This is a genomic window from Vibrio sp. 5S239 (genome assembly GCF_041439575.1).
Classification (GTDB): domain Bacteria; phylum Pseudomonadota; class Gammaproteobacteria; order Enterobacterales; family Vibrionaceae; genus Vibrio; species Vibrio kanaloae.
The window spans coordinates 137,989-153,652 of sequence record NZ_JBGOOM010000007.1; the positions used below are offsets into that span (position 1 = coordinate 137,989).

The 15,664-nt window shown below is 42.2% G+C and carries 15 protein-coding genes; 7 read left to right on the forward strand and 8 right to left on the reverse strand.

The genetic code is table 11. The features are described from left to right. Positions 1-82: 82 nt before the first annotated feature. The 3 genes from ACED48_RS08140 to ACED48_RS08150 form a co-directional block, all read right to left on the reverse strand. Complete coding sequence (locus ACED48_RS08140) at positions 83-733, reverse strand: glutathione S-transferase N-terminal domain-containing protein (RefSeq protein WP_017057469.1); 651 nt, start codon at positions 731-733, stop codon at positions 83-85. Between the two features lie 21 nt (positions 734-754). Next, entirely contained in the window at positions 755-1,957 is a 1,203-nt protein-coding gene (locus ACED48_RS08145) for a YbfB/YjiJ family MFS transporter (RefSeq protein WP_017057468.1), read from the reverse strand. A 283-nt stretch (positions 1,958-2,240) separates the two neighbouring features. Continuing rightward, the gene (locus ACED48_RS08150; RefSeq protein ID WP_017057467.1) at positions 2,241-2,972 is read right to left on the reverse strand and encodes a type 1 glutamine amidotransferase; all 732 of its coding nucleotides are present in this window, start codon (positions 2,970-2,972) and stop codon (positions 2,241-2,243) included. 99 nt (positions 2,973-3,071) lie between these two features. On the opposite strand from ACED48_RS08150, the gene ACED48_RS08155 reads away from it, so the two are divergent. Further along, entirely contained in the window at positions 3,072-3,896 is an 825-nt protein-coding gene (locus ACED48_RS08155; protein WP_050546273.1) for an AraC family transcriptional regulator, read from the forward strand. A 51-nt stretch (positions 3,897-3,947) separates the two neighbouring features. Here ACED48_RS08155 and ACED48_RS08160 read toward each other — a convergent pair whose 3' ends face one another. Then, positions 3,948-4,520 carry a YceI family protein gene (locus ACED48_RS08160; RefSeq protein ID WP_017057465.1) on the reverse strand — a complete coding sequence of 191 codons (573 nt, stop codon included), beginning with the start codon at positions 4,518-4,520 and terminating at the stop codon, positions 3,948-3,950. Between the two features lie 287 nt (positions 4,521-4,807). Here ACED48_RS08160 and ACED48_RS08165 point away from each other — a divergent pair, with 287 nt between their 5' ends. Continuing rightward, positions 4,808-5,524: a DUF1826 domain-containing protein gene (locus ACED48_RS08165; RefSeq protein WP_017057464.1), complete on the forward strand. Its 717-nt coding sequence runs from the start codon at positions 4,808-4,810 to the stop codon at positions 5,522-5,524. A gap of 74 nt (positions 5,525-5,598) precedes the next feature. On the opposite strand, the gene ACED48_RS08170 is transcribed toward ACED48_RS08165, so the two are convergent. Together ACED48_RS08170 and ACED48_RS08175 are read right to left on the reverse strand one after the other, a co-directional pair. After that, positions 5,599-5,958 (reverse strand): VOC family protein, encoded by a 360-nt coding sequence (locus ACED48_RS08170; protein WP_017057463.1) that lies wholly within the window; start codon positions 5,956-5,958, stop codon positions 5,599-5,601. 84 nt (positions 5,959-6,042) lie between these two features. Continuing rightward, positions 6,043-6,744, reverse strand: coding sequence for a YafY family protein (locus ACED48_RS08175; protein ID WP_017057462.1), 702 nt, complete (start codon positions 6,742-6,744; stop codon positions 6,043-6,045). Positions 6,745-6,973: 229 nt separating this feature from the next. Between ACED48_RS08175 and ACED48_RS08180 the strand changes: the two genes are divergently transcribed. From ACED48_RS08180 to ACED48_RS08190, 3 genes are all read left to right on the forward strand, one after another. Beyond that, a complete protein-coding gene (locus ACED48_RS08180; protein WP_017057461.1) occupies positions 6,974-7,387 on the forward strand; it encodes a RidA family protein in 414 nt (137 codons plus the stop codon). Between the two features lie 92 nt (positions 7,388-7,479). Next, the gene (locus ACED48_RS08185; RefSeq protein ID WP_029627142.1) at positions 7,480-8,349 is read left to right on the forward strand and encodes a DMT family transporter; all 870 of its coding nucleotides are present in this window, start codon (positions 7,480-7,482) and stop codon (positions 8,347-8,349) included. Between the two features lie 350 nt (positions 8,350-8,699). Further along, complete coding sequence (locus ACED48_RS08190; protein ID WP_017057459.1) at positions 8,700-10,586, forward strand: methyl-accepting chemotaxis protein; 1,887 nt, start codon at positions 8,700-8,702, stop codon at positions 10,584-10,586. Between the two features lie 109 nt (positions 10,587-10,695). Here ACED48_RS08190 and ACED48_RS08195 read toward each other — a convergent pair whose 3' ends face one another. Both ACED48_RS08195 and ACED48_RS08200 read right to left on the reverse strand, forming a co-directional pair. Next, the gene (locus tag ACED48_RS08195) at positions 10,696-11,091 is read right to left on the reverse strand and encodes an ACT domain-containing protein (protein ID WP_017057458.1); all 396 of its coding nucleotides are present in this window, start codon (positions 11,089-11,091) and stop codon (positions 10,696-10,698) included. A 145-nt stretch (positions 11,092-11,236) separates the two neighbouring features. Further along, positions 11,237-12,130, reverse strand: coding sequence for a LysR family transcriptional regulator (locus tag ACED48_RS08200; RefSeq protein ID WP_017057457.1), 894 nt, complete (start codon positions 12,128-12,130; stop codon positions 11,237-11,239). Between the two features lie 163 nt (positions 12,131-12,293). Here ACED48_RS08200 and ACED48_RS08205 point away from each other — a divergent pair, with 163 nt between their 5' ends. Both ACED48_RS08205 and ACED48_RS08210 read left to right on the forward strand, forming a co-directional pair. Then, complete coding sequence (locus ACED48_RS08205; protein ID WP_017057456.1) at positions 12,294-13,178, forward strand: Vmh family MBL fold metallo-hydrolase; 885 nt, start codon at positions 12,294-12,296, stop codon at positions 13,176-13,178. A gap of 415 nt (positions 13,179-13,593) precedes the next feature. Beyond that, positions 13,594-15,642 carry a response regulator gene (locus tag ACED48_RS08210; RefSeq protein ID WP_029627140.1) on the forward strand — a complete coding sequence of 683 codons (2,049 nt, stop codon included), beginning with the start codon at positions 13,594-13,596 and terminating at the stop codon, positions 15,640-15,642. Positions 15,643-15,664 lie beyond the last annotated feature (22 nt).

Here is a 15,664-nt window from a genome sequence, read left to right on the forward strand (position 1 = left end):
TGGAAATATATTAATGTCAGCCTAAGTATAACCCATTCTAACTGTGCTTTTCTCTACGTTAGTCATACTTGTTATTTTATGGCTACAGGCTACAGGCCACAAATAATTGATCATAGGTGGGCTTTTGAGCTAAAGCGTCGATATTGATTTGAGACAATATGCTCCCAAAGGGAGACTGTCGCATGAAATCGATTATGTTGCGGCTATCAACTTCACCAAACAATGTAGCATGACGGAATTTCACATAATCTAGAGCAACATGGAGGTACAGAGTAGAGAGGTTATTTGTAAGGTGAGCGTCTAGTCCGTGTTGTTCTATCATTTGGTCAAGTTGCTTTAATGAACCAAGAATGCCTTCTTTTCCTCTTTGTATAAGTGGATTATCGTTGTCTGAATAGCGAGTGATCGCTGCGGTTCGAAACGCTATCTCCATTAATGTCTTGGCTGTTCCCAACTGTTGCATTTCATTGGTATCACTTAACGTCACTTGGCGTAGTGTTTGAGGTTGATAGATTTCAATGAGGTACTGGCAAATACACAAACTTTCGGTGAGCGATGTGCCGTCTTCAAGTTCTAACGCAGGGATTAGACAAAACGGGTTGACTCTTTTTAGGTTCTCTGGCGAATTCCATGGGTCAACCCAAACAAATGATAGTGGTGAGCTGCGTGATAGCAGTGCCGTTGCTACTACGACGCGTGAAAAAGGCGACGTTTCGTTGAGGTAAAGTTGCATGATAATCCCTTATTTAATGAGTTACTTGACCGACTGAAACCTTGATTTAGAAGTAGGGCAAGTTGATGTCGACAAAATACAAACCACAGACAACGCTAAAGCGCTCGCACTAATCGCAAACAGCAAATTGTATGACGCTGCGTGGTTCAAATAGTACGCCATTAACAGGCCAATCACTCCTTGTGATATAGCAAAAGATAGGGTCATCCCAGCCCATGCTTTTGTGTGCAGTTCATAACCCACGGTTTCCAATGTGTAAGTCGATATCAGTGTTACGGTTCCTGGAGTGAAAATACCAACCAATAATGAAGAAATAGCAAGGGTAACCGGGTGGGAGCTTAATAGCGGTAGTGCTACGCCTAGTGCTTTTAAACTAAATGCTATGCAGAGCGAGTTTTTAACGCCGAGCTTATCTCCTAGGATACCGGTAATCAGCGGGCCAATGGCTGCGCCTATCCCGAAGGTTGCCCAGAACAAGCCGCCACTAGTAAACGACATGTTTAGTTCTCGTACAATGTAATCGACCCAAAACAGGGTGTGAGGAAGGTACCCAACGGCGTCGAAGGTATACGCGATTAGAATAAGCAATACGCTCACTAATTTAGGTCTCGAAAGTTGCGAGAAAGATGCGTCGATATAGTGCGCTTTTGAAGAGTTAAGCTGGGTTTTCCATGCATTCCAAGTGAGCATAGTCGTTACTAGTGCTATGACTCCCATTCCTATCCAAGCAGATATTAGGCTGAAATAAATCAGTATTGGGATTAATGTACCCGATAACATCGCGCCGATACCGATGCCCGAAAATATGACGCCGCTGACTCTAGTTTTTACATCGGAGCTGAATTTACGAACAATAACCGGTGGGGCGACAACCATTAACATAGCACCGGCTACACCAGCTAAAGTGCGCCAAGCATAAAACCATGATAAAGGTGCATCCTGTATTGCACAGCTAAGATAACTAAAACTGCTTACTAACATGGCTGCACGAATCAGCTGGCCTGCGCTAAAGTAACGCAATAATATGTTGGCAGCAGGAGCCCCTAATATGTATCCCAAAAGCGTTGCCACACCAAGATAAGACGCATCACTTTCGCTAAACCAGCCGCTTTGGATCAAAGCTGGCATTAAGGCTATGTATGCGAACCTACCGATTCCATTGCCTATCAGGGTCGCACCCATTCCGGCTAAACTGTCTTGATTCACAATGTTTTTATTCAGCATAGAAAAGAAGTTCTCTTTGGCAACGTTAGGTGTTTTAGCAACGGGTTAAGGTTTTTGGTATGCCTTTGATTTCCAGTTTAGGCTTTGTATTACGCTTAATACTGACATGATTTCCTATCAATATCATTACGCTGTTAGTCATACCAATCTGAATCTAAAGCGTCCATTAGCCAGGCATAATAGCTCATGTGTTTGAATGCTTAGGTTCAGATACGGCCCACCAGTAGGGGAGGTATTCAGCAACTGTTTTAATTAGGCATGCCAAGAGTCATGGTTCATTAGACTAAAGTTGAACGCTCGGTGGGTTTAGCTGATAGTAATCTGTTAGCTTATCTAGAAAGGTCATCAGTTTTTGGTTCATCTCATCATAGTCATGGTTTAATAGAACTTCTGCATCTTCTACAAAACGGTGCTCTTTGGAGTTGCTCAGGTCATCATTGTCGATGAGATCTGTAACTAGAGCTTTGGTTAACTCCATATGGCATTGAAAACCAAACACTAAATCACTGTAGGCGACGATCTGTCTTGGGCAGCCCTGACTGTAAGCGATAACTTTAGCGACAGGCGTGAGCCCTGGCATGTCGTTGTGCCAATGACCAACCTTGAGTTCCTTATCAAAGTGAGCGAATAAAGGATGAGTTAGTCCTTCTTGTGTCAACGTGATGGGAAACTTACCAATTTCACGTTCAGGACTTTGTTGATACGTGGCTCCTAACGACTCACCTATCAATTGAGAGCCTAAGCAAACCCCTAATACTGATTTTCGGGCATTAATTGCTTTTGATATCAGAGCTTGTTCTGCGTCAGCATCGAAATAATGACACTGCTTTAGGCTGGTTTGTGGGTTCTGTGGTCCTCCCATCACAATTAACAAGTCAATGTCCTCAATACTAGTTGGAAGGGAGTCACCGAGGTATACACGAGAATAACTAATCGCGTAACCATGTGTTTGGGCCCAAGTCTCGTATGCCCCCGGAGCCTCAAAATGTTCATGGATAATGAAGTGTATATGCATCTTTGTTTCTCTAGTTTAATGAAAGAAATATAATGCTATATCAAAAAAATCTGGCGCGTCTTATACTATATGGCATTAAATGTCGATAAGTCGCCAACAATGCAAGCCAATGAACTGATACAACAATTTCCGGCCAAACAATTCATAGCCCAAAAAACTCAGATGCCTTCCGGTTATATCGATGATCTCCATTTACATGCTTGGCATCAAATCGTTTTTCCAATGAAGGGGTTATTGCAATCCAATATTGGTGAAAAGTGCGCAGTAGTGCCTCATAATGCAATGTTGTACATACCGGCCAACACAATTCATAAATCTGTAGCGGTAACAGATACGCATTTTTTGGCAATCTATCTTAATCCGGATAAGTTTGTACAGTTTGGAATAGAGCCTAAATCATGCCTCGTAAGCTCATTCATAAAAGAGTTAATACTGTTGTTGTTCGACACAAAAAAACAATCACAACCAGAATCTAATATTACGCACCTTTTGATGGTGTTAAGGGATCAAGTTTCTGTAGCAGATAGCTACGAAATACCATTGTTGATCCCTACTGATAAAAGGCTTCTCTCTATTTTTACTCAGTTAACAGAACAACCTGACCTGTCATTTACACTAAAAGAGTGGGCTAAAAAGGTAGGGGCATCAGAGCGAACATTATCTAGACTGTGCTCAAAAGAGTTCTCGATGTCGTTCTCATTGTGGCGTCAGAATATTAGGCTAGTGTTATCGTTGAAATTGTTAAGCACAAACAAAACTATTCAGGATATTGCTATGGAATTGGGCTATGTCTCTGATTCCACTTATATCTATGCTTTTAAAAAAGTATTCAATAAAACTCCAAGCAAATACCGAAGTGAATGTTTAGAGTTCGGACTAACATCTGCAACACCAAAGCCCCCCCTTCTGAGACCAACTGAATGAGATCGTTGGATGCTATTCGGTGGTGAATTAAAAGGGGGAGGTGCGATTCCATTATCTATCGAAGAGTAGATTGAAGTTTAGCGGAACCTTGTCAGAAATCGCTAGCCCGCCGACAGTTGCTGAAAGCTTGTTTAGGTTCTCAGTCGATATCCCAAAATCAGCGCCATTGACGATGATGGTTGATGTTGAATTGACCATAACAAAACCTTCAGACGGAACAACCATAACCGGGAAGTCGATGGTTTTGGTTACGCCGTGTAAGGTGACTTCAGTTTCGATGGTCGTATTTTTCGGGTTGCCAGATAGCATTGAAGGGTCAACCTTTCCTGAAATCTCCACTTCAGGGAAAGTCATCGATTCAAAGTAGAGCTCATTCAGTCGCTGGTCGCGAATCGAGACTCCGGTGTTGACGGTCTTCAAATCTAATAAAATGGAAAACTGACCCTCTTTTGTAAGCCCGCCCGATAGAGGTTTTATGGATGCGGGCTCGACAACAAACTGCTTCTTAATGGTTGCGAATGTAACGTTCGATAACTTCGGATCTAACGTGTAGCCCGTTTCTGAAAAAGATGGCGCAGAAATGAGAATGCAAAAAAGACCGAGCGTAGGTATTCGTTTTTTCATAAGTTGTCACCATGTTGATTAATTTATAGATTTAACGTTATTGAGCTGTTCGCTTGAAGAACTTCTTTGACACATCTTTCGGAAAAGAAAGGTCGATAAAGCTTAGTTTAGCATCCACCAAATTACCTGAGGAAAGTAGAGCATCGACATATTATTGGAACCATGATCGGCTAAGTTACTTGTGTATTTATGGTTATGTTATAACATAACCATAAATCACTCTTGCTGTGACTAACGATCGTATAGGCAAGAGGAAGACGATAAGCATGTATCAAGGAGATGACGTAATGAATGCCGTGTTAACGAAGCCTTTGGCGACCAATAGTAATCAGCCTCTTAACATTAGTTCCGCCGTGAGTATCAAGGACCAGGTGAGTCACAAGCCATGCTTTAGTGTTTCTGAGCAGCCAACGGTACTGGCAGATATCTATCAAAACGATATTAATATGACGATTTGGCAGCGTACACTTGATGCTGACTTAACAGGTGCCATCGGTGAGTTTATCGCGTCTAACCCAAACTTTAGTAAGTCTATTAGCCTTTCACCCAACAACGCTTATGAGAAATTGGAATTCGCGACCGACGGAACGGCTTCTAAAGCGCTGTTAGAAAACATGTCGGAGTTGGTGGATATGTTCTGTTGTTTGTTCGATCTTGAAGAAGTAGGGCTGCGTCTAGCGGTTCTGAATAAAGCGATGTGTCCCCGTTTCCATGTTGACCAAGTACCTTGCCGCTTAGTGACTACCTATCATGGTGTCGCGACTCAATGGTTGCCAAATTACGTGGTCGATCGTTCGAAGCTTGGTCGCGGAAGCTGCGGACAGCCAGATTCGGCTTCAGGCCTATACGCTCATGAACCTGATATTCAGCAAATGGCGAGTGGTGATGTGGCGTTATTGAAAGGAGAGAGTTGGAGTGGCAATGAAAATGGGGGCCTTGTGCATCGTTCTCCCGTTACTTCATCTGACGAGACTCGATTATTGCTGACGTTAGATTTCGGCTAGTAAGCTTTTTTGATGAGATGAGATGAGATGAGATGAGATGAGCAAGCGGCTAAGTGCAGCTTGCTCCTATTAATTTAAGTGAAGACGCGGATACGGTGTCCGTCTGGGTCAACCGCAAGGAAGTTGATGCCGTAAACGGACTCTTCTGGCACTTGCTCAAACTGGATCCCTTTTTCTGCCCATGTTTCATAGAGGTTTCCCAATGTCTCTTTGTCAGCGAGAGGCATAGAGATCTCAGTGCCGCCGCCCTTAACGGTACTTGCTGGTGTTAGAAAGTCAGCCTGTTTGAGTGTGATTTTAACGTTGTCTGCAAAGTCTAGGGCAGCAAAGGTCGGTGATAGAAGCTTTGGCTCGCAATCAAATGCTTTGGCGTAAAAGTCCATGCTGCGATGAATGTCTGCGACATAAAGAACGAATGAATCAATGGTAAACATAATAGCTCCTAGGCTGGTCAATTCGATTTGCATCGAGTTCGATTGGGTTGAGAGAAATATAGCGTGTACCAGTGACAGTTTTTGTCAGTAGCGAATCACTTTATCTGCAATGCCTTCTATTTTCTGCCAATCTTCGATCAAGTCATGACGCGGACGCTGATATTTTTCTTCAAGCATTTTCCATTCAGCCATTCTATCTAGCCTGAAATTACGATACGCATTTCGCGCTTCACACCAAGCGACCAAAACATAGTGCTGTTCGAATAAACCAATCAACATTGGCCAAACGATTCTTAAACTCACATTAGCTTTTGCGTCTGTGTAATGAATCTCAGCTTTGTTCTGCTGCTTAATTGCTAACTTGATATCTGAAAGTTCGATGGCTAACTCTGCAACCTCAATGATTGAAGCAACACGCACAATGTCATCACTGCGTTTGGCCTGGTGGTCAGCAGGTAGCACGGCAGAAATCTTGGCGATGGCATTTCTAGCCGAGTTACTGAATTCCCCATTGGCTTGCTTGGCTACCCATTCAGCGCCAAGCCGCAGCGCTTCCAACTCTTCCATTGAGAACATCATAGGTGGGAGAGTGAAGGTGGGTTTCAATTGATAACCAACTCCGGCTTCACCATCAACTTCAGCGCCCTGCGCTTGTAGTGTCACGATATCGCGATAAATGGTGCGAGTACTCACGTTGAGCTCTTTAGCTAGGTGATCGGCAGATACTGGGTATTTATGACAGCGCAATAATTGGAGCAGGTCGAAGAGACGTTGACTTCGGGACATAGGAAAACTCTGAGTACTTAACAGCTTATGAGATTAATGCATTGGTAAGGTGAACGCTACGTTGCTTCATGAATTAGCGTGTTAGGAATAGGGCTTGATTTTATCATTAGTTGCTAATTTATAAGTACTTATTTGCTTGGTTGTGATTTTTAAAATACCTATTGACTTAAAGTTTGCTTGAAGTTTTACACTCTCTAACGTTCAAAACATAACTCAATAGGTCAACAGAATGTCATGTAAAACATTGAATTTTTATAATCCTGAAAAACTTTTTAACCCAACTCCTTTTGGGTTTTGTCATACGGTGAAGACATCCGCGAATGGAGAGTTTATTTTTATTTCAGGGCAAAGTGGTGGTGAAGGGTTAGAACATGAATTAGACAAAGACTTTCGTCGTCAAGTTCAGGTTGTATTATCCAACCTTGATATTGCGTTAAAGGCTCATGAACTGGGCTTTAGCGATGTCGCGAAGATTACAGTGCTAATCGTCGATCATGATTCAGATAAACTGCATATCTGGAGTGAAGAAATGCTCAAACGTTGGTCCCCAAAAAGCTTACCCGCAAGTACATTGATTCCGGTTCCCAAACTAGCGTTAGATGGAATGAAAATAGAAGTCGACGCTGTGGCTTTTAAATCTTAAGCCCCAATAGAGTAGGCAAAGAATAAAGAAAAATTTTCATTATATTAAACCTTGTACTTTCAATGAGATTTAATCTTCGAGGCAATATAAACATGCTAAAAAATTACTTAACGTTAATCGCAATAGGGCTTATTTGGGGCTCACAGTTTGTTTTTCAGGAAATTTCTCTTGAGGGTTTTTCTCCTGTTTGGGTAGGGACGCTTCGAGCAATACTGGGGGCGCTGACCCTTATTGTTATATGCAAAATAATGGGAATTAAAAGTGCGAGTAAGCAATGGGGCCTTTTTGCTCTGATTGGGTTGCTAGAAGCCGCTGTTCCTTTTGTTCTGGTTCCTTGGGCTCAACAAAACCTAACGAGTTCAATCGCGGCTATATTGATGGGCACACTGCCTTTTTACGCTTTACTACTTTCACCTGTGTTTATTAAAGGTGCGACGATAAGTAAAGGGAACACCGTTAGTGTCATAGTTGGGTTTAGTGGGTTATTGATCTTGTTTTCCCCAGAGCTGTCATCGAATACTGGCGCTATTAATTTAGTGAGTTCTGCTGCAATTATCGTTGCAGCCGTATGTTTCGCTATTGCGCTTCTCTTGCTTAATCGTGTACGAGATGTGCATCCACTGGTTGTTGCTCGAAATGTACTTTGTATGGCGAGTATTCAACTACTGTTCATCGCATTTTTAACAGCCCCAATCACAACTGTTAAGCCGTCAGCATCATCAATGTTTTCATTGATTTACCTAGGAGTTCTGTGTGCAGGTGTTGTTTATTATCTTTATATGATGAGTATAAAAAACGCTGGCGCGGTATTCACTTCGATGACTAACTACCTTGTACCTGCAGTGGGTGTTTTGATTGGTGTACTACTTGCGGATGAGTCTGTTCAAACAACAACGTGGTTAGCGTTGGTGGTCATTTTGTCCGCATTGTTTATCAATCAAACTTTAGCTAAAAGTCGATAGCTGTTGTTAAGTGATACCTCAACTCATATCGTTAATGTGAATCATTCTTCAGGGAGGGGGATGTTAATCAGAGGCCTCGTTACTTTAAAGCCTTTTTTGTTGAGTAGATTATTATCAATGAAGCAAAAGGCTTGGCATTTAATCATCTGAACATTGTCATCTATTTTTAACGTATGTCGTTCTGGTTTGTGAGTTGATCTAGATCTAATTTCTAGCTCACAGATCTTGGTAATACAGCTGGTTGGTTAGTTTTTTTAATTTATTTTAAAGCGTAAAATATATTCAGCTTGCAACCGTCTTGGCAACGAATTTGTTCGCCTCGGTTTTTACTTACAAATTATAGGTTTCCTATGTTAAAGAAACTCTCGCTTAAAAATAAATTGGCTATCTCTGCCAGCATGGCCATTATCCTGGGGGGGATTTTGGTCGAAGCTCTTTCTTTCCGGGCTTCATTGCAACGATTAGATACTGAGGTTGAGCAACGTTTAGAAGGGACATCGGCTTCTTATAACCAGTACGTATCGGATTGGATTTTATCTAAAGAGCGTGCGTTGACGTCTCTGTCGAAAGAGTCCCAACAAGAAAGTTTGGTTACTCACCTTAAACAAGTTCGTGACTCAGCCTCCTTTGATAATGTCTTCTTAGCGTTTCCTGATGGTTCGCAAAAGAACGCGAACGGAGTTGTACTTCCTGCAGGTAATGATGACCCTCGCCAATGGGGTTGGTACACCAATGCGGTAGCGAATCCAAGCAAAGTGTTTATGGATAACCCAACGGTTGCAGCTGCCACTGGTGCAAACGTTGTATCGTTAGGTAAAGCGATGCAATTGCATGGCGATCAGGTTGTCCTAGGAGCAGATGTTGAAATTACCGATATTTTAAATAGTTTAGAGAAAGTGATCCTTCCTGGGGAAGGCTACATGTTTATCGCGACTGATAAGGGCACGGTTTACACACACGCTGATACTAAGCTATTGAATAAGAATATCAGTTCACTTGGATTGGATTTTTCTGATGTCCAGAAAGCGCTAGCTAGCGGAAAAAACACAACAATAGAGTTGAACGGAAGCGATTATGTTCTTTACGCGCGTTCTATTGACGGGACGAGCCTGATTACCGTCAGCGTTGTTAATCATGACTCTTTGGTTGCACCGTTATTTGATGCTGTTATTGGCCAAATTTTAGTGACGTTATTTGTAGTGATTGTATGTACGGTGCTGTTTAACCTGTTATGTACCATTCTATTCCGTCCACTTAATCATGTTTCTAACGCTTTGGCACAAATTGCGAATGGTAGTGGTGACTTAACTCAACGTATTCATGTAGAGAACCAAGATGAAGTCGGTGAGTTAGCACAGAATTTCAATACGTTTGTTGGTAGCTTACAGCAGTTAATTGGGCATATTCGTGGTCAATCAGAACAACTGAATAGCCAATCAGAACAAAGCGCACAGCGAGCTAACCTTTCGGTGAGCGAGCTTAATCATCAGCAACAAGAAATCACTATGGTGGCGACGGCTGTAACCGAAATGGCCAGCGCAACACGAGAAATTGCATCGCATGCAGAGCAAACCGCAAAAGCGGCACAAGATTCAGCAACAAGCACCAATAATGGCCACGCGTTAGTGGTTGATACTAAAGGTTCAATCAATAATTTAGCAAATGAAGTTAACGAAGCGGGTAATGTGATTAGTGCGCTAAACAAGCACGCTCAAGAGATTTCAACCGTATTAGCGACAATCCAAGGCATTGCAGAGCAAACGAATTTACTTGCTTTGAACGCTGCGATTGAAGCGGCTCGTGCTGGTGAGCAGGGGCGTGGTTTCGCGGTGGTTGCCGATGAAGTACGTGTTCTATCACAGCGCACACACTCTTCAACAGAAGAAATCAAATCAACGATTGATATTCTACAGCGTACAACGGGTCAAGCTGTTGAGCTTATGGAGAGCAGCTCTAAGCTGGCATTACATTCTGTGGAAGATGCCGACAGAGCTTCTCATGCGTTAGAAGAAATCAACACTGCCGTCGCTTTAATTAGTGACATGGCGACGCAAATCGCGACTGCAGCTGAAGAGCAAACTCATGTGACGGGTGAAATCACTCAAAACATTACGTCTATTAAAGATGTGACCGATCAGTTGGTCGTAGGCTCACAAGATAGCTTAACTGAGTCGAATGAACTTAAGAATCAAGCCGCTAGCTTAAGTGACAAAGTAGCGACATTTAAACTTGCTTAACTGGCTAGCTAGCTGATGCCTGATCAATTAGAGAGCGGTGAGCAATAACCCAAAGCGACGTAGATTACGTCGCTTTTTTTGTACTTAGCCCCTAACGGTTTCGTTATTTTTAATCTGAGAATTCTTGTAGCGCTTTCATCGCGGTTTCAGCTTTATCTTTTTGCACAAAAATATGGTCGTGATAGTAGCCTGCAATAACGTTGGCGCTAATGCCATATGATCCAAGCTTAGTAGCAAAAGCGGCGGTTAATCCGACAGCTTCGAGGCTAGAGTGTACGGATAGTGTGATGAGGCTAAATACACCATCGAAATCTAGCTGGAATTTGGTGGCTACGGATTCTTCGAGAACTAAAGTTAAGCCCTCTTTTTCTCGAAAAGTCGCTATCGGGTTAAGTTGAAAGTAATCCGATTGCACCCCTTTTACAGTGCAAAATACGTAGTTCCCTTCAATCAATTCTGGTGACATGGATTTCAACAGAACCTCTAAATCAGTAATGGCAGTCATGTTTTATTGTCCTATTTGAGTCAACATTATTTCGATTATCATCTTTGCTTAGTTTGAATGGTGTGAACTACGATAGGAATTAATGTGTCATAAGTAAAATGAATAATACTTATTCCATATCAGTATTATTAATGAAGGCAGTTACCTACCAGCTTGTCGACTGTTCCATCTCGTTAGATAGGTGGTCGATAAAGGCTCTTAGCAGTGGTGTGACTTGTTTACGCGTCCCATAAACCGCGTGTACACCGAGCGTTTTAGGTTTCCATTCAGAGAGCAGCGGAACCAACAAACCATTTTTTATCAAGTGTTCTACAGAAGGAAAGGGCAGCAAGCAGATACCGTTACCTTTTCGTGTCGCAGAAAGCAGAACCTCAGATGTATTCGCACTAATATTCCCTTTAATCGGCACCGATTCGAGTCCATTGGGGCCATTAAACGTCCATGCGGTCTTACCAAAGTAACTGAATGACAAACAGTTGTGGTGCGCTAAATCTTGCGCACTTTTTGGGGTGCCGTTCTCTTTTAGATATTGAGGCGACGCGCAAATCACCGAGCGACATTCACCTAGATGTTTAGCAACAATATTAGGGGTAAGTTCGTTAGTGATACGAATCGCCAAATCGATACGCGACTCAACAAGATTGACTGTTTTATCGGTAGAGACAATATCAATTGTTACCTCTGGCCAATTCGCTATGAAGCGGCTGATTACGTCCATCAAGAAGCTATCGACAATGGAATAACTTGCGGTAAGACGCAGTTGGCCTTTTAAGTGCTGGCGGTTTTGATTTCTGATACCTGCTAACGATGCCTCAAGGGCAAGTAACTCCCTTGCGACTTCAAGCGTCTCTTTTCCTGCGCTGGTTAGGCTCAAGCTGCGAGTGGTTCTGTGAAGCAAGCGTGTGTCCATCCAACCTTCTAGCTCTCCTAGATAGCGTGTCACTTTGGTTCGAGAGAGCTCAAGATGCTCTGCGGCCGCGCTTAAGCTGCCACGCTCCACTATTGTGACGAAGACATTCATGGCCTCAAGTTTATCCATTGTTTTTACCATCTAAAGAAAGCGAGTGAATCATAGTATATGTCCGAAAATCGCAACAGTGAAAGTTAATTTGATATCTATTTAATCTAAATTTAATCAAATAAGATGTGTTACATATTCAACGAGCCTATATAGTTTCAGCTCTTAATTACGGAATAAAGCAATGAACAAGTCATCAAACGTTTTTTCAACAACTGCACTATTTTTAGCAACAGCGGCAGTATCGAGTTTTGCTTCTGCTGCTGATTTAAACATCACTCACTATAACCCTGGTGAAAATGCGATATTCCCAGCAAGCTCAGTACTTGTCTCTGGTGAAAAGGAAGTGGTTCTGTTCGATGCTCAATTTAGCGTCGCAGATGGACAGAAGTTGGTGGAACAGATCGAAGCAACGGGTAAAAAATTGTCGATGATTTACATCAGCAGTGGTGACCCAGACTTTTACTTTGGTTTAGAGCCTCTGATGGATGCATTCCCAGGTGTTGATGTCGTTGCCAGTGAGGCGGTAGTTGCGCATATCAAACGAACTAAAGATGCGAAACTAGAATATTGGGGCCCAATCTTAGGTGAAAACTCACCCTCTAAAGTGATTGTTCCGACAGTATTAAACGACACAACGATTAGTATTGAAGGCGAAACCATCGAAGTGAAAGAAATAAACACGCATCAAGCTTACCTATGGGTGCCGTCGGAGAAAACGGTGTTTGGTGGGGTTTCGGTATATAGCGGAGTGCATGTATGGATGGCAGACACGCAGTCGAAAGAGATTCGTCATCAATGGGCACAATCTTTAGAACGAATGAAGGTACTTGAACCAGAGGTTGTAATTCCAGGTCATTACCTTGGTAAGATGCCATCTGGCGTTAACGGTGTTCAATTTACGATTGATTACGTGGCTGACATTGAAAAGGCACTGGAAAGTAAAAACAACCCAACATCCGGTGATATCAGTCGTTATATGAAGAAGGCCTACCCGCAGTTTTCGACAACTGAAGGTGATCTTGAGCTTGGTGCTAAGGTTCTTAGCGGCGAAATGCAGTGGCATTAAAATAAATTTTATTGATACAGTAAGTAACATAAGTGCTCCTATTTAGGGGCATTTTTTGTTTCCTGAGCGTGCGGTTTTGTATTTGATCAAAGTGAAGCGACGACGGTTGAGTTTATAGGTGATAGTGCCAATCATGAAATAGTTGTTGCATAAGAGTTGGCATGACGCGTAGCGTGTATGTGTTTGGGCTATATATGTGTCAATTGACGATATTAAGTTCTTTGTCAGTGAGTGTTCCTAACGGGTAAATCATGTATATTTGCGAGCCAAATATGCTTAATCGAGTACAAAGTTTTATTACTTATATGATTGAAACCTCACTGATCATGAATGATGTATAATATACTCAATAAGAACCATATAAAAACAACCATACAACTAGTCATGTCAGGGCCCAGAGTGCAAAGAATTTCGTATGAACGCTATTCGTAAAGTTTATCAGTATGCAGAACCAAACCTTTCCCTCGTTGGTTGGATGGGTTTTGTCGGCTTCCCAATCTATTATATTGTTTGGGAGTTTCTGTTCCCCCAACCTTATGAAAACTTAACGTTGCGCTTGTTATGCTCTGTATTGTTCTTCGGGATCATTTATCGTAATCACATCCCGTGTGAGTGGAGAAAATATCTTCCGGTCTATTATCAAGTGGCAATTACACTCTGTCTACCGTGCTTCTTTTTCTTCATGTTGTTAATGAATAATTGGTCCAATGTTTGGGTTATGTCGTTCATGTCCGCCATATTCCTTCATATTTTACTCGTGCATGTAACGAGGGTTATGTTCGCGCAGACCTTTGCTGGAATCAGCATTGCTACAATAGGTGCATGGGCGGCGCAGGGCTTTTATCTTGAACTCACAATGAACTGGACGCACGTGCCTATCTTTTTGTTCATTTACTTGTTTGGTAATTTATTCTATTTCCGTAATCAGCTAGAGCATGAAGCGAAGGTGTCTTTGGCTAAGTCGTTTGGTGCAGGTATTGCGCACGAGATGCGAAATCCTCTTAGTGGCCTATTGACCTCAATTGATGTCATGCAGTCTATATTGCCGAATCCAAAAGCTGGTCATCACAAGGGGCAATATGTTCTGAGCGATGAAGAAGTGAGGCAGCTACGAGAAGTGAGTGATGAGGCGATGAATATCATTCATTCAGGCAACGAAACCATTGATCTGTTGTTGACCTCAATTGATGAGAACCGTGTATCCCGTTCTACCTTTGAAAAGCATTCGGCGAAAACGGTGGTCGGTGATGCGATAGATAGTTTTAACTATAAACGTGCGTCAGATAGACAAGCAATATCTCTGGACATACAGGGGGAGTTCAGTTTCTTAGGCAGTGATACTTTATTGAAGTATGTGATGTACAATTTGTTAAAAAATGCGTTCCATCACCGTAGCCCAGAAGAGTTCCATATTCATGTTTCTATAAAAAGTGATGATATCGCTAATCAAATAGTGGTTTCCGATAACGGTTCTGGTATTTCAAGTGATGTGATTCGACGCATATTCCAAGACTTCTATACGACGGGGAAATCGGGAAGCTATGGCTTGGGCTTGCCATTTTGCCAAAAGGTCATGAAGTCATTTGGTGGCGAAATAAAATGCCAGTCTGAAATAAATGAGTGGACACAGTTTACAATGACTTTCCCGCAGCTTACTTCGAACGCAGTAAAAGAGATTAAGAGTGAGCTGACAAAATTAAAGAATGTGTTGATGGTGAGCGAACAAAACATACTCACTGCTAAAGTTAGGGAATTAGCTCGCACTATGGGGTTTGAATTAACGGTTCTAGATGTTGCCTCAACACTCAACAGAAAAGAGTATCAATTTGAGTTCGATTTGATTTTTGTTGATATAGAGAGCTTAGATTTAAAAGCGAATTACCTAGATAGAATGGAATCTTTACTGTCATTCACGGAATCTCGTATCGTCTATTTGTATGAGTATTCCCCGCTAAAACGTGTCCACAATGTATCTTTTGAACCTATTTGGGTTGAAACTCAAGTGTGGCTTTTGAATACCCAAACGACAGTTGATCGCCTACTGTTTGAGTCTAGTTATGCGATATCTTCCACGTCTGTAAAACCGTTAAATACGACTAACAAGCGTACAATTATGGTCGTCGATGACAATGAATCCTTACGTCGTTTTACCGCTATGCTGTTGGAAAAACAAGGCTTTGATGTTATTCAGAAAGAAAATGGTCAGCAGGCACTAGATGCTTTGGATACTGATCATATCGATTTAATTCTGATGGACATCGAGATGCCAATTATGGATGGTGTTGAAGCCTCTCGTCGTATCCGAAGTGCAAACAAAGCGTTCTCCTCTGTGCCTATCATTGCGCATACGGGGGATAGCTCTCCTGTCACTCTGGAGAAGATGGATCTTTCAGGCATGTCTGATTTTATTGTTAAGCCGGCGGACAAGAACCGATTATTTGATAAAATTGCACATTGGATTTAGTTTATCGTTACAAGGGTGTTTG

What these genes read in the sequence shown, in the direction of transcription:
- ACED48_RS08140 (WP_017057469.1), bottom strand. Translation starts at nt 733, where the DNA reads ATGCAACTTTACCTCAACGAAACGTCGCCTTTTTCACGCGTCGTAGTA.
- ACED48_RS08145 (WP_017057468.1), bottom strand. Translation starts at nt 1,957, where the DNA reads ATGCTGAATAAAAACATTGTGAATCAAGACAGTTTAGCCGGAATGGGT.
- ACED48_RS08150 (WP_017057467.1), bottom strand. Translation starts at nt 2,972, where the DNA reads ATGCATATACACTTCATTATCCATGAACATTTTGAGGCTCCGGGGGCA.
- ACED48_RS08155 (WP_050546273.1), top strand. Translation starts at nt 3,072, where the DNA reads ATGCAAGCCAATGAACTGATACAACAATTTCCGGCCAAACAATTCATA.
- ACED48_RS08160 (WP_017057465.1), bottom strand. Translation starts at nt 4,520, where the DNA reads ATGAAAAAACGAATACCTACGCTCGGTCTTTTTTGCATTCTCATTTCT.
- ACED48_RS08165 (WP_017057464.1), top strand. Translation starts at nt 4,808, where the DNA reads ATGAATGCCGTGTTAACGAAGCCTTTGGCGACCAATAGTAATCAGCCT.
- ACED48_RS08170 (WP_017057463.1), bottom strand. Translation starts at nt 5,958, where the DNA reads ATGTTTACCATTGATTCATTCGTTCTTTATGTCGCAGACATTCATCGC.
- ACED48_RS08175 (WP_017057462.1), bottom strand. Translation starts at nt 6,744, where the DNA reads ATGTCCCGAAGTCAACGTCTCTTCGACCTGCTCCAATTATTGCGCTGT.
- ACED48_RS08180 (WP_017057461.1), top strand. Translation starts at nt 6,974, where the DNA reads ATGTCATGTAAAACATTGAATTTTTATAATCCTGAAAAACTTTTTAAC.
- ACED48_RS08185 (WP_029627142.1), top strand. Translation starts at nt 7,480, where the DNA reads ATGCTAAAAAATTACTTAACGTTAATCGCAATAGGGCTTATTTGGGGC.
- ACED48_RS08190 (WP_017057459.1), top strand. Translation starts at nt 8,700, where the DNA reads ATGTTAAAGAAACTCTCGCTTAAAAATAAATTGGCTATCTCTGCCAGC.
- ACED48_RS08195 (WP_017057458.1), bottom strand. Translation starts at nt 11,091, where the DNA reads ATGACTGCCATTACTGATTTAGAGGTTCTGTTGAAATCCATGTCACCA.
- ACED48_RS08200 (WP_017057457.1), bottom strand. Translation starts at nt 12,130, where the DNA reads ATGGATAAACTTGAGGCCATGAATGTCTTCGTCACAATAGTGGAGCGT.
- ACED48_RS08205 (WP_017057456.1), top strand. Translation starts at nt 12,294, where the DNA reads ATGAACAAGTCATCAAACGTTTTTTCAACAACTGCACTATTTTTAGCA.
- ACED48_RS08210 (WP_029627140.1), top strand. Translation starts at nt 13,594, where the DNA reads ATGAACGCTATTCGTAAAGTTTATCAGTATGCAGAACCAAACCTTTCC.